The 12,624-nt window shown below is 55.7% G+C and carries 11 protein-coding genes; 9 read left to right on the top strand and 2 right to left on the bottom strand.

Features of this window, described 5'->3' with window-relative positions:
• Positions 1-35: 35 nt before the first annotated feature.
• On the bottom strand, positions 36-1,265 hold the full coding sequence (locus IT971_RS22060; RefSeq protein ID WP_063092175.1) for a hypothetical protein: 1,230 nt from the start codon (positions 1,263-1,265) through the stop codon (positions 36-38).
• Between the two features lie 253 nt (positions 1,266-1,518).
• Here IT971_RS22060 and IT971_RS22055 point away from each other — a divergent pair, with 253 nt between their 5' ends.
• From IT971_RS22055 to rfaE1, 3 genes are read left to right on the top strand one after another with little or no spacing between them, the layout of a single operon-like run.
• Positions 1,519-2,472, top strand: coding sequence for a UDP-glucuronic acid decarboxylase family protein (locus tag IT971_RS22055; RefSeq protein WP_063092176.1), 954 nt, complete (start codon positions 1,519-1,521; stop codon positions 2,470-2,472).
• Positions 2,473-2,500: 28 nt separating this feature from the next.
• Entirely contained in the window at positions 2,501-3,085 is a 585-nt protein-coding gene (locus tag IT971_RS22050) for a D-sedoheptulose 7-phosphate isomerase (protein ID WP_063092346.1), read from the top strand.
• Between the two features lie 42 nt (positions 3,086-3,127).
• Positions 3,128-4,600, top strand: a complete 1,473-nt coding sequence (rfaE1, locus tag IT971_RS22045) for a D-glycero-beta-D-manno-heptose-7-phosphate kinase (RefSeq protein WP_063092177.1) — start codon at positions 3,128-3,130, stop codon at positions 4,598-4,600.
• On the opposite strand, the gene cbiB is transcribed toward rfaE1, so the two are convergent.
• Positions 4,597-5,616, bottom strand: coding sequence for an adenosylcobinamide-phosphate synthase CbiB (gene cbiB / locus IT971_RS22040; RefSeq protein ID WP_223304940.1), 1,020 nt, complete (start codon positions 5,614-5,616; stop codon positions 4,597-4,599). The two genes, rfaE1 and cbiB, sit on opposite strands and share 4 nt — an antisense overlap.
• Positions 5,617-6,034: 418 nt before the next feature.
• Between cbiB and IT971_RS22035 the strand changes: the two genes are divergently transcribed.
• From IT971_RS22035 to cobM, 6 genes are read left to right on the top strand one after another with little or no spacing between them, the layout of a single operon-like run.
• Positions 6,035-7,072 (top strand): sirohydrochlorin chelatase, encoded by a 1,038-nt coding sequence (locus tag IT971_RS22035; protein WP_063092179.1) that lies wholly within the window; start codon positions 6,035-6,037, stop codon positions 7,070-7,072.
• A gap of 36 nt (positions 7,073-7,108) precedes the next feature.
• Positions 7,109-7,801, top strand: coding sequence for a precorrin-8X methylmutase (locus tag IT971_RS22030; protein ID WP_063092180.1), 693 nt, complete (start codon positions 7,109-7,111; stop codon positions 7,799-7,801).
• A complete protein-coding gene (locus IT971_RS22025) occupies positions 7,798-9,051 on the top strand; it encodes a bifunctional cobalt-precorrin-7 (C(5))-methyltransferase/cobalt-precorrin-6B (C(15))-methyltransferase (RefSeq protein ID WP_063092181.1) in 1,254 nt (417 codons plus the stop codon). Before IT971_RS22030 ends, IT971_RS22025 begins: the two co-directional genes overlap by 4 nt.
• Positions 9,048-9,788, top strand: coding sequence for a precorrin-2 C(20)-methyltransferase (gene cobI, locus IT971_RS22020; protein ID WP_063092182.1), 741 nt, complete (start codon positions 9,048-9,050; stop codon positions 9,786-9,788). The genes IT971_RS22025 and cobI overlap by 4 nt, the downstream gene beginning before the upstream one ends.
• Positions 9,779-11,734 (top strand): precorrin-3B C(17)-methyltransferase, encoded by a 1,956-nt coding sequence (cobJ, locus tag IT971_RS22015; protein WP_063092183.1) that lies wholly within the window; start codon positions 9,779-9,781, stop codon positions 11,732-11,734. Before cobI ends, cobJ begins: the two co-directional genes overlap by 10 nt.
• Positions 11,734-12,495, top strand: a complete 762-nt coding sequence (gene cobM, locus IT971_RS22010) for a precorrin-4 C(11)-methyltransferase (RefSeq protein ID WP_063092184.1) — start codon at positions 11,734-11,736, stop codon at positions 12,493-12,495. The genes cobJ and cobM overlap by 1 nt, the downstream gene beginning before the upstream one ends.
• Positions 12,496-12,624 lie beyond the last annotated feature (129 nt).

Genomic DNA, 12,624 nt, shown 5'->3' with positions numbered 1-12,624 from the left:
TTCGGAATTAAAAAGATACCGGCCGTTTGCTGGCGTTATTTTTTGGTGCGCTCGCTCAGCAGATGCTCGACATGGCGACCCTGGAACATGGTGATATTGATCGAATGACCAAATTTGATCGCCCGCTCATCATCGCAGCGGCACATGATCACGCGCGTATCGCCTGATTGCGCCACAGCTTCGCGCATGGCGTTGCCGTGCTCTTCGTCCAGATTTTCCATTTCCGGGTCCCAGATCATCTTGATCATATCAACGCCAAGCTTGTTGCGGTTGATATAGGGCAGCGAAAGGTGGCTGATCCCGTCAATACAAATCCGGTAACCACGATCGCGGCAGAAATCACGCGCAAAAAAGAATGCGCCAAGATCGGCAAAGATATCGATCTTTTGCAGTTCAAGCACGATGGTTCCGCGCTGACCTGCCTTGACGTTGCTGTCAAATGTCAGGAAATCCGGCGACAGCAGGGTCGAAACATTCAGATTGATACTGACCGAACCGGTCACCGATGCATCATTGCTGCGTGTCAGCAACGACAACATGCGACGATCAAGAATTTCCGTCAGATGCTGAAACAGCCAGCGATTGGACAAAACATTGACATCGGGCAGCAGTGTTTGCTGCAAATCCTTGATCGAAATGAACAATTCGTGAAAAACCGGCGTCGGGTTCGCATCACCGACAACCGCACAAATCGCCTGCCTGCGCATCAGGTTCGAAAGATCGGCCCTGCGCAATGCTTCGTCAATACGCCCCAGTATTTTGGGTGTCAGCGGTGCACGATCATCTTCAAGCATCGGGCTGTCGTTGTGACGCTCGGCCGCCTTGCTGACCTGACGCGGACGGTTGGCGTTTGAGCGCACAAGCGTTTGTGTCAGATGCAGGAAATCCTTGTATTGCTGTGCGACATCGAAATAGTCGGTAAAGGTCGCAGGCGCACCGCTTTCATCCTTGCCGTCACTGATCAGCGGATCATCATTGAAAAGGAATTTGAGCCGGAAGATGACTGCATTGACCTCGTCAATCTCGGCCGCATCAAAGATGAAAATCAGATCCTGATTGGACAGCGTGAAAATACGCCCGGTCACATCAGGAACGATTTCTTCGAATGATGCAATTGCCGTCCGGATATGATGATCGCGCCGGTTGAACGGCAGCAGCTTTGAAAAATGCACATGAACCGCCCCCACGCCATCCTTGCGACGCTCAAGACGGCGCACATAATCGACCAAAAAGGCTTCGGGTGAGGGTAACGTGCTTTCAGACATACAGGATGACCAGATTTTCCAATGTGCAACGCGCGGCGAAAGTCCCGATTGAAATACAATAGTTCGCGGGCCGTTAACAGCTTATGTATTTATCATTGTGACAAATTGAAACCAAACCCGAAAATCAGTCATTTCCTGACGTTCCGATATTTGCCGAAAACACCACTTTTAAAAACGATAAGTCATGGCAATGGATCATCCAAGCTGCTAGTTTCAGGCCGATTTAAGTTCAACCTGTCAGGATTAAAAGATTATGTGGCGGCGCAAACGCATTCTGGTCACCGGTGGGGCCGGTTTTCTCGGTTCCCATCTTTGCGAAAGATTGCTCCAGGAAGGCCATGACGTTCTGTGCGTCGACAACTTCTTCACTGGCACAAAGGACAACGTTGTCCATTTGCTCGACAACCCGCATTTCGAGCTGATGCGTCACGATGTAACCTTCCCGCTATATCTTGAAGTTGACGAGATTTATAACCTCGCCTGTCCTGCGTCCCCAATCCATTATCAGCACGATCCGGTTCAAACCACCAAGACCAGCGTTCATGGTGCGATCAACATGCTCGGACTTGCCAAACGCGTCGGAGCGAAGATATTCCAGGCCTCCACAAGTGAGGTCTATGGCGATCCGGAAGTTCATCCACAGACCGAAGATTACCGTGGCAGTGTAAATCCGATCGGGCCGCGTGCTTGCTATGACGAAGGAAAGCGCTGCGCAGAGACACTGTTCTTCGACTATCATCGCCAGCACGGGCTGGAAATCAAAGTCGCGCGAATTTTTAATACTTACGGTCCCCGTATGCATCCTCAAGACGGCCGCGTTGTATCAAACTTCATCATTCAGGCTTTATATGATGAGGATATTACCATCTATGGCGATGGCCGGCAGACACGCTCATTCTGCTTCTATTCGGATCTGATTGAGGGATTTGTCCGCTTTATGGCGACCGAAAAATCGGTCAGCGGCCCAATCAATCTAGGCAATCCGCATGAAATCACAATTCGCGAACTTGCAGAGCGCGTAATTGATATGACTGGCGCGAAATCCAAACTCATATTCAAGGATTTGCCGGCGGATGATCCGTTGCAGCGCAAACCCGACATCACCAAGGCGCAAACAATCCTGAACTGGAATCCGACTGTCGCACTAGAAACCGGCTTGGCGTCAACCATCGACTATTTCCGTGATCTTGTGAAAAACCGCAGCTAGACAATCACCGAGTTGTATGAGTGAAGAAATGGATATCAATGCCTTCTTCGATGCCGAATTTGACGAGCATCTTGATCTGGTCGACAAAACCCGCGAAGCAACGCGTGCGCCCTTTGCAAAACTGGTATCGATCTGCACCAATGCGCTGAACGAAGGCAACAAACTCCTGTTCTTTGGCAATGGTGGATCAGCAGCCGACGCGCAGCATATCGCAACCGAATTCACGGTTCGTTACATCAATGACCGGCGTGCATTGCCGGCCATTGCCCTGACAACCGATAGCTCGGCATTGACCGCAATCGGCAATGATTTCGGATTTGATTATCTGTTTTCCCGCCAGATCGAGGCACTGGGTCGGCCAGGAGATGTCGCAATTGGCATTTCAACGTCCGGCAACAGCAGGAACGTCAATCTCGGCCTTGAAAAGGCGCGCGAGATGGGGCTGATTTCCACTGGCTGGACCGGTAAAACCGGTGGCGCCATGGTTGATCTGTGTGATCCGTTGATGATCGTGCCAAGCAACACCACCGCCCGTATTCAGGAAATGCATATACAGCTCGGGCAAATGCTTGTTGGCGCACTCGAACATACCCTTGGCCTGACCAAGGCCTGATCCGAGCCACTTTCGATTTAACGAACAGAAGACGATACGCACATGACCGATCTCAGCCATCTGGCCCAACTGGTTGAACAACTGCCCAATGCCAAGGTACTTTGCATCGGCGATGTGATGCTTGACCGGTTTGTCTATGGCTCGGTCACCCGTATTTCGCCAGAGGCACCGATCCCGATCATCCGGGTCGAACGCGAAAGTGCAATGCTGGGTGGTGCGGGCAACGTTGCCCGCAATGCGACGGCCCTTGGCGCATCGGTTCGTTTTCTTTCCCTTGTCGGTGATGATCTTCCAGGCCGGGAGGTGATGGAATATGTCGCCAATGACAAGGGTGTCGAGCCCTATATCCAGATTGAACGCAACCGCCCGACAACGATCAAAACCCGCTATATCGCGGGCGGACAACAATTGTTACGATCTGATAACGAAACTACCGCAACGCTTGCCGCCCCAACCATCAGCAACCTGTCTGCCTTGGCTGCACAACTAGCGCCCGATGTCAGTGCCATTATCCTTTCCGATTATGGTAAGGGCGTTTTGCATGGTGACGTTGTCGCCGCAACCATTGCTGCCGCGCGCAAGGCCGTAAAACCGGTTATTGTCGATCCCAAGGGTACAGATTACAGCATCTATCGCGGTGCGACGGTCGTCACCCCGAACCGAGCCGAAGCCCAGGCCGCAACCGGCATCGACATTCAAAGTGACGAGGATGCAATTGCCGCAGCCACCAAAATCATCACCGAATGCGGTATTGAAAACGTCCTTCTGACCCGAAGCCAGGATGGCATGACGCTTGTCACCAGCAAAGGTGAGGCAACCCACCTTCCGACCGAAGCACGCGAAGTATTTGACGTATCGGGGGCCGGTGACACGGTCGTTGCCTGCCTTGCATCGGCGATTGCCGGGGGTGCATCACTTTCAGACGCTGCGCGTATTGCCAATGTTGCCGCAGGCATCGTGGTTGGCAAGATCGGCACCGCTGTTGTTTATCCGGACGAACTGATTTCTGTTCTGCATCATCACGACCTGATGATCGGCGAAGCCAAACTGATGCCGCTTGACCGCATGGTGGACCGTGTCGAACGCTGGCGGCGCAAGGGTTATAAGGTCGGCTTCACCAATGGCTGCTTTGATCTTCTGCATCCGGGCCATCTGAGCCTCCTGCAACAGGCACGATCCAACTGCGACCGGCTGATTGTCGGGCTTAATTCCGATGCATCGGTCAAACGCCTTAAGGGCGAAGCACGCCCCGTGCAATCCGAGGCTGCCCGTGCGGCTGTCCTGGGGTCTCTTGAAACCGTCAGCGGTGTGGTGATTTTCGGCGAAGACACCCCGATCACGGTGATCGAGGCCCTCAAACCCGATATTCTGGTCAAGGGTGCCGATTACACCATCGACAAGGTTGTCGGCGCAGATATCGTGCAAGGATATGGCGGCAAGGTTGTTCTAGCCAATCTCGCCGATGGCTTCTCGACGACATCGACCATTGCGCGCATCAATCAGGGCAAAGACTAGACCAGCCCGACCCAGATCATCTTTAACACCAACGGCCATGCCGCGTTCAGAATACAGGACGTGGTGTAAAGTTTTAGCGCACGGTCGATGTCGCTGGCATCCGCATCCCGCCTGCCATCCCCGATATAGGGGTCTTCGACCAGTTCCGCGCCATATTGGCGCGGCCCGGCAAGCGATAGGTCAAGCGCCCCGGCAAAGGCTGCTTCCTGCCACCCGGCATTGGGCGATTTGTGTTTTGACGCATCGCGCAGCATGATTTTCCAGGCATGCGCGCCGGAAGTTTTGCGGCCCATCACAGCGGCAAGGCAGATCACCCCACCGGCAATCCGTGCAGGGACAAAGTTCGCAACATCATCAAGACGTGCCGCGAACTTGCCGAAATAAAGATAACGGTCACTGCGATGACCGATCATCGAATCAAGCGTATTGATCGCTTTATAGGCACAAAGCCCAATCGGCCCGACCAGCACGTACCAGAACAGCGGCGCGACCACGCCGTCCGAAAAGTTTTCCGCACAGCTTTCAATCGCCGCCCGGCTGACCCCGGCATCGTCAAGTGATTGCGGATCGCGGCCGACAATCATCGAAACCGCTGCCCTTCCGCCTGCAAGGCCATCGCGCTTTAAGGCGACCGAGACGTCTTTGACATGCTGATAAAGCCCCTTTTGCGCAATCAGGATGGCAAGCAGCAGAATATCGGCAAACCGGAAAACATCGCCAAATGACGATATCAGCTGGATCACGCCGCCAAACGACGCCGCACAGGCAATCACCGCCAGACTGGAGAGGCTTCCGCGTAAAAAGCGATCACTGTTACCATATCGCGGTTTGTTCAGGCGCTTTTCAAACCAGTCAATCAGATTGCCAATCCAGACCACCGGATGCGGCACCCGCCCGAACAGCCAAGGGAAATCCCCACAAACCGCATCAAGCACCAGTGCCAGAACCAGCACGGTGAAAAGCGGGCCCATGAAACCGGGCTGCGGAATCAGAAATTCAAGAATCATGGTTTCCATTGCGGCAATGTGCGTCGCAGGCACATGCCCGTCAATCATCATCCGGGATTACACGGGCAAATTACCGAACAAACAGCACGATTTGCCAATCGGTACGGGCTTTGATAAAAGAATTTCATACTTTTTGTTTTTTCTTCATACCATACTTCAAAATCCAGATCAGGAGGCCTCAAACCTGTTACTTACCCCTTCCATCATTTCGGGTAGCAAGATTTGTGACCACAACATCTGCAATCACCCGTAAAACAAACCACAACAGTTTGTATTTTCTATCCGACCCGCCCTTGCGACGATTATCCAATCAGCTGTGGCTTGCATTCCGCAGGCCAATCGGTGAAAACGGGGGTGGCATCGGGTACCGTGGCGGTTTGTGACCGTCGCGCACCAAAACACGAGAGAGACAAAGGAGCAGCCTTTTATGTCCCCCAAAGGCGCCGTAATGATATGCGGACACGGTTCGCGTGATGAGCGCGCTGTTTCACAGTTCAACGCCATGGTTGAAACAATGAAGCAGACCCATCTGGCCGATTATGATGTCGAAAGCGGCTTTCTCGAATTTGCGCACCCGATCCTGCGCGATGGCTTTGAAAAACTCAAAGCTATGGGCCACAAGAAGATTTATGCCCTGCCGGGCATGTTGTTTGCCGCCGGTCACGTCAAAAATGACCTGCCAAGCGAAGTGAACAATTTCGCCCATGAAAACCCGGATATCGACGTTAAATTCGGACGTGATCTGGCGATTGACCCGAAACTTCTGCGTGCCAGTGCTGATCGCATCGAAGAAGCCCTTGCAACCGCTGATGACAGCATCTCGCGCAAGGATACGCTTCTGATGGTCGTCGGGCGTGGCACCAATGACCCGGATGCCAATTCAAACGTCTATAAGGTCGCACGCATGTTACAGGAAGGGCTTGGTTTCGGACGTACCGAAATCAGTTATTCCGGGGTTGCCCATCCGCGTGTCAATGCCGGTCTGCGCGAAGCCATGAAGCTTGGCTACAAGCGTGTGGTGGTATTCCCGTATTTCCTGTTTGCTGGCATTCTGATCGACCGGATTTACGCCCATACAGACGAAATCGCGGCCGAATTCCAAGATGTTGAATTCATCAAGGCGGAATATCTGCGCGATCATCCGCTGGTGCTGGAAAGCTTTGCCGAACGCCTGGCTGAAATTGACACCGGCGACAACAATATGAACTGCCAGCTTTGCAAATATCGCGAACAGATCATTGGATATGAAGGCGACGTTGCAACACCTCAGGTCGGGCATCATCATCATGTGATGGGGATTGGCACCGACGGGCATAGTCACGGCGACAGTCATGGTCATGATCACGGTCACCATCATCATGGGCATTCCCACGGTCATTCTCATGATCATTCTCATGACCACAGCCATGATCACGGGCACAGCCACGATCACAGCCACGAAACCAATAAAGCGACCGGTTCCTAACCGGTCGCCCTTCGTTCCTTTGCGAAAGGTGTGGCGATGTTCGACTATCTGCGGGACCCGCAGGAAATCTATCGGCAAAGCTTTGCAACCATCGAAGCCGAAGCCGATCTCGCCCGCTTTCCCGAAGAATTGCGGTCGGTTGCCGTACGGATCATTCATGCCTGTGGCATGGTTGAAAAGGGAGATCTGATTGCTTTTGGCGGCGACGTGGTGACCGCAGCAATCAGGTCCCTGCAAAATGGCAAACCGATCCTGTGTGATGCGGAAATGGTCCGTCACGGGATCATTTACCGCCTTCTGCCCCAACAGAACCCGGTCATTTGCACCCTGAATATAGATGGCAACGCCGAACGCGCAGCCAAGCTTGCTACTACACGGTCGGCTGCCGCCATCGAAGATTGGGCAGATCATATCGATGGTGCAATAATTGCCATCGGCAACGCGCCAACGGCGCTTTTTCATCTGCTTGAGGCCCTGATTTCGAACCGTCTGGCGAAACCGGCATTGATCATCGGCATGCCGGTGGGCTTTGTCGGTGCGGAGGAAAGCAAAGAAGCCCTGATTGCCCATGCCGGTGACATCCCGTTCGTCACATTGCGCGGCCGGTTTGGCGGCAGTGCGGTCACCGCGGCAACGCTTAACGCATTGGCGCGCCTCGCATCGCCGGGGCAGACACCGGATGGCACGGCCACAAAACCCACCGACCCTGACAAGGGGAATGGCAAATGAACGAACAATCGCCCTTGAACGGCAAAATCACCGTGATCGGCATTGGCGAAGACGGTTATGACGGACTAAGCACGATTGCACGTCAGATTCTGGAAACCGCCAGCGTGATTTTTGGCGGCAAACGCCACATCGCCATGCTGCCCGGATCAAATATTGCCACCCAGAACAGCTGGATCACCCCGTTCGAGGCCAATATGCCCCTGATCGAGGATTGCCTTGATCAGAACCCGGTCATTCTCGCGAGTGGCGACCCGATGTTCTTTGGTGTCGGCAATACACTGGTTAATTATTTCGGTTCCAGATCAATTAACGTGATCCCGCACCCGTCCAGCATCAGTCTGGCCGCCGCCCGCATGGGCTGGGCGCTTGCCGAATGCGATGTCATCACATTGCACGGGCGCGACCCGGAAATCCTGCGATCGCACCTGCGCCCGCGCGGCAAACTGATCACGCTCAGTGCCGATGGCAGCACCCCGGCACTGGTTGCCGTCATGCTGTGCGAAGCCGGCTACGATCAAAGCCATATGACGATTTGCGAACGGCTGGGCGGTACAGAAGAACGCATTACCACCCAGACCGCCCAAACATGGCAGTCCACGGCAACCTCAATGCCCGATGTCAAACCGGTTGATCCACTGAACCTGATCATGATTGATCTGGTGGCCGGTCCCAAAAGCCGCGTTCTGGGCAATGGGGCCGGTCTTCCCGATGATGCCTTCATCCATGACGGGATGATCACCAAATCCGAAATCCGTGCCCAAACCTTGTCATCCCTTGCCCCATGGCGCGATGCCATGCTTTGGGATCTGGGGGCGGGATGCGGTTCGGTTTCAATCGAATGGATGCGCGCCGGGGGGCAGGCCATCGCCATAGAGCGCGATGCAAAACGCTGCGACCTGATCGCAAAAAATGCCATCCGCCTTGGTACACCCGATCTGATGATCCGCCAAAAGGGGATCGAGGATGTGATTGCCTTCGCCGATCAACTTCCGACACCCGATGCGATTTTCGTCGGCGGCGGCATCACGACATCCAGTCTGATGAATCGGTGCTGGGATATCCTGCCGATGCATGGGCGGCTGGTGGCCAATACGGTCACGCTGGAAGGCGAAGAAGAATTATTACGGTTTTACAATAAAAACGGTGGCACCCTATCGCGCCTGTCGGTTTCCCGGCTGGTTCCACGCGGCAGTTTCAGGGGCTGGAGCAACCTTGCCCCCGTCACCCACTATGTCGGAGTAAAAGCATGAGCGACGCGGCCACAACACCCGCCAGCGCATTACCCGTGGCGGGTACGGCCTATGGCCTTGGCATCGGGCCGGGCGAACCCGACCTAATCACGCTCAAAGCCTATAACATACTGCAAAAGGCAGATGTGATTGCCTATCCCGCCCTCGAAGACGGCGCCAGTCTTGCCCGGCAAATCGTCACGCCGCATGTCCCCACAGGACGGATAGAGATCGCCATCCGCATTACCATGGGCCAGCCCGCCGACCCGATCTATGACGCCGCGGCCCTTGAAATCGGCGACCATCTGAAAGCCGGAAAAAGCGTTGCCGTTCTGTGCGAAGGCGATCCGTTCTTCTATGGCAGCTTCATGTATCTGTTTGGCCGTCTGGCCGAAGCCGGGCATCCGGTTCAAACCGTGCCGGGTGTCAGTTCCATGATGGCCTGCGCCGCCCAGCTTGGCGCACCGCTTGCCGCCAGAAACGATGTGTTGCAGGTCATTCCGGGACCCTTGTCCGAAGAACGCCTGCGCGCGCAACTTGGCGATACCGATGCGGCTGCCATCATCAAACTTGGCCGCCACTTCGCCAAAGTCCGCAAGGTGATCGAAGAACTTGGCCTGACCGACCGGGCGCGCTATATCGAACGCGCGACGCTTGAAACCCAGAAAATGGTCCCGCTTGGTGACCTTCCGGAAGATACCATAGCACCCTATTTCTCGATGATCCTGATCCACCGTCGCGGAGACGCATGGCGATGACGCCCCCGAATATCCCCACCGCCAGCAATACCAACCCGATCCTGCCGACGGACCCGATTGCGCCAATTGCGGTCATCTGTCTGACGCAGCGCGCCCTTGCCACCGCCAAACGCATTGCCGCAAACCTGCAGGGTGCATCAGTCCACGGCCTGCGCACACGCGTCTCGACAAGCGATGTCGATGTCGCGTTCGAGGATACCATTACACATCTGCAACAAACATTTTCGACTGATCATGTAATCATCGGCGTTTGCACATCAGGCATCCTGATCCGCGCTCTGGCACCGCTTCTGGCAGATAAATGGCAGGACGCCGCCGTCATCGCAGTCGACGAGGCCGGCAGCACCTTCATCCCGCTTCTGGGCGGGCATCACGGTGGCAATCGGCTGGCGCGCGATCTGGCCGAACGGCTGGGCGGGCAGGCGGCGATCACCACGCCGGGCGATGCGATGCTGGGACTGGCCCTTGATGAACCGCCGGTCGGCTGGCATCTTGCTAATCCGCAGGCTGTCAAACCAGCCACCGCAGCCCTTCTGGCTGGTGAAACCGCCCGGTTCGAGGTCGAGGCAGGATCAGCCGCCTGGCTGACCAACAGCAATATCGAACGCAGCGACACTGGCAAGGTCATCATTCGCACCACCGCCAAGGCGATGGACACGAACAGGGACGACAAGAACAATCACGAGATTGTCTATCACCCGCCGGTTCTGGCGCTTGGCGTCGGATGCGAACGTCATTGCGAACCGGACGAGCTGATCAAACTCGCCACCGAAACCCTCGCCGAAAATGGCCTGAGCGCGCAAAGCGTTGCCTGCGTGGCATCCATTGATCTTAAGGCCGATGAAGCCGCCGTTCACGCACTGGCCGATCATCTGGGCGTCCCCGCGCGTTTCTATGACGCCGCAACACTCGAAGCCGAAGCCCCCCGCCTTGCCAATCCGTCCGATATCGTCTTTGCCGAAACCGGCTGCCATGGCGTTGCTGAGGGCGCGGCCCTTGCCACCATCGGCACGAACGGCACGCTGATCGTTTCGAAACAGAAATTAAAACGGGCCACCTGTGCCATTGGGCTTTCAATCGATGACATTGATCCGCTGCAATCGGGTCGTCCGCAGGGACGTTTGTCGATTGTCGGCATCGGCCCTGGACAGCCCGGCTGGCGCAGTCCCGAAGCCAGCAGCCTGATTGCGCGTGCGACCGATATTGTCGGTTATCAGATGTATCTTGATCTTCTGGGGCCACTGATTGACGGCAAATCCTGCCATCATTCCGACCTTGGCGCCGAAGAGGCCCGTGCCAGACACGCACTTGAACTGGCCGCCACTGGCAGGGACGTCGCCCTGATCGGGTCTGGCGATGCCGGGATTTATGCGCTGGCGACGCTTGTGTTTGAACTGCTGGATCGCGAAGATCGTTCTGACTGGAACCGCGTTGCCGTGCAGGTATCTCCGGGCATTTCCGCCCTGCAAGCCGCCGCATCACGGATCGGTGCGCCACTGGGCCATGATTTCTGTGCGATATCGCTTTCGGACCTTCTGACCCCGCGCGAGGATATCCTGCGTCGTCTCAAGGCCGCGGGCGAGGGCGACTTTGTCATCGCCTTCTATAACCCGGTATCCAAACGCCGCCGTGATCTTCTGGCACAAGCCCGCGATATCCTGCTTGAACATCGCGGGCCGGAAACACCGGTCGTGCTGGGTCGACAGCTTGGCCGCCCTGACGAACAGATAACAGTCGTTCCGCTTGCGAAACTTGAAGTCGATATGGTCGATATGCTGACCACCGTTCTGGTCGGCTCCAGCAACAGCCGCCATATCACACGCGGCGAAAACAGCTGGGTCTATACCCCGCGCGGCTATGCCAAAAAGGGCCCGGACGCTGCAAACGCCCCGGTCCACAGCCTCGATAATCCCAAAAACGATCCCAAAAACGATAAGGCAAACTGATGACCGTTCATTTTATCGGTGCCGGTCCCGGCGCCCCCGATCTGATCACCGTTCGCGGGCTTAAACTGATCGAAAAATGCCCGGTCTGCCTCTATGCCGGGTCACTCGTGCCCGAGGAAATCGTCAAATCCGCCCCCGACGGCGCGCGCGTGATTGATACCGCGCCGATGAACCTTGATGAAATTCTGGCCGAGATTGAAATGGCACATGCCGCGGGGCAGGATGTCGCGCGCGTGCATTCCGGCGATCCGTCGATCTATGGCGCGATTGCCGAACAGATCCGACGTCTGGATGACCTTGGCATCCCCTATGACATCACGCCGGGCGTTTCGGCCTATGCCGCCACTGCCGCCGAACTTGGGGCAGAGCTGACCCTGCCCGATATTTCGCAAACCGTCATCCTGACGCGCACCGCCATGCGATCATCCTGCATGCCCGAAGGCGAAAGCCTGGCCGAATTGGGTCGTTCGCGCGCCACCCTCGCGGTGCATCTTTCGATCAATAATCTGGTCAATGTCGTCCGCGATCTGATCCCGCATTACGGGGAAGATTGCCCGGTTGTTGTCGCCTATCGCGTCACCTGGCCCGATCAGCAATTCATCCACGGGACGCTTGGCGATATCCGCGCCAAGGTCAAAGGTAGTGGTATCACCCGGACGGCTCTGATCATGGTGGGCGGGGTCTTTGGGCGGAAGGATTTCACCGATTCCCGCCTGTATGCTGCCGATCACACCCATGTTTTGCGGCCAGCAAAACCGTAACCGAACTGTAAAACGCCCGTTTTTTGCACAATCAGTTAAACGACCCGGCCCAAATTTTCAGCAAATCCTGTTTTTGCTGAAAAAAGAAACATTTCAACCGTGAACATGCTTGACCGCCCCTTGCAGCAC

Source organism: Thalassospira sp. B30-1 (assembly GCF_015767575.1).
Classification (GTDB): domain Bacteria; phylum Pseudomonadota; class Alphaproteobacteria; order Rhodospirillales; family Thalassospiraceae; genus Thalassospira; species Thalassospira xiamenensis.
The sequence above is the reverse complement of the archived record's forward strand: the minus strand, read 5'-3'. Positions and strand labels throughout refer to the sequence as shown.

Excerpts from the sequence above, each read along its gene's own strand:
- IT971_RS22060 (WP_063092175.1), bottom strand. The coding sequence starts at position 1,265 with ATGTCTGAAAGCACGTTACCCTCACCCGAAGCCTTTTTGGTCGATTAT.
- IT971_RS22055 (WP_063092176.1), top strand. The coding sequence starts at position 1,519 with ATGTGGCGGCGCAAACGCATTCTGGTCACCGGTGGGGCCGGTTTTCTC.
- IT971_RS22025 (WP_063092181.1), top strand. The coding sequence starts at position 7,798 with ATGAACGAACAATCGCCCTTGAACGGCAAAATCACCGTGATCGGCATT.
- cobJ (WP_063092183.1), top strand. The coding sequence starts at position 9,779 with ATGGCGATGACGCCCCCGAATATCCCCACCGCCAGCAATACCAACCCG.
- IT971_RS22035 (WP_063092179.1), top strand. The coding sequence starts at position 6,035 with ATGTCCCCCAAAGGCGCCGTAATGATATGCGGACACGGTTCGCGTGAT.
- cobI (WP_063092182.1), top strand. The coding sequence starts at position 9,048 with ATGAGCGACGCGGCCACAACACCCGCCAGCGCATTACCCGTGGCGGGT.
- IT971_RS22050 (WP_063092346.1), top strand. The coding sequence starts at position 2,501 with ATGGATATCAATGCCTTCTTCGATGCCGAATTTGACGAGCATCTTGAT.
- cobM (WP_063092184.1), top strand. The coding sequence starts at position 11,734 with ATGACCGTTCATTTTATCGGTGCCGGTCCCGGCGCCCCCGATCTGATC.
- cbiB (WP_223304940.1), bottom strand. The coding sequence starts at position 5,616 with ATGGAAACCATGATTCTTGAATTTCTGATTCCGCAGCCCGGTTTCATG.
- rfaE1 (WP_063092177.1), top strand. The coding sequence starts at position 3,128 with ATGACCGATCTCAGCCATCTGGCCCAACTGGTTGAACAACTGCCCAAT.
- IT971_RS22030 (WP_063092180.1), top strand. The coding sequence starts at position 7,109 with ATGTTCGACTATCTGCGGGACCCGCAGGAAATCTATCGGCAAAGCTTT.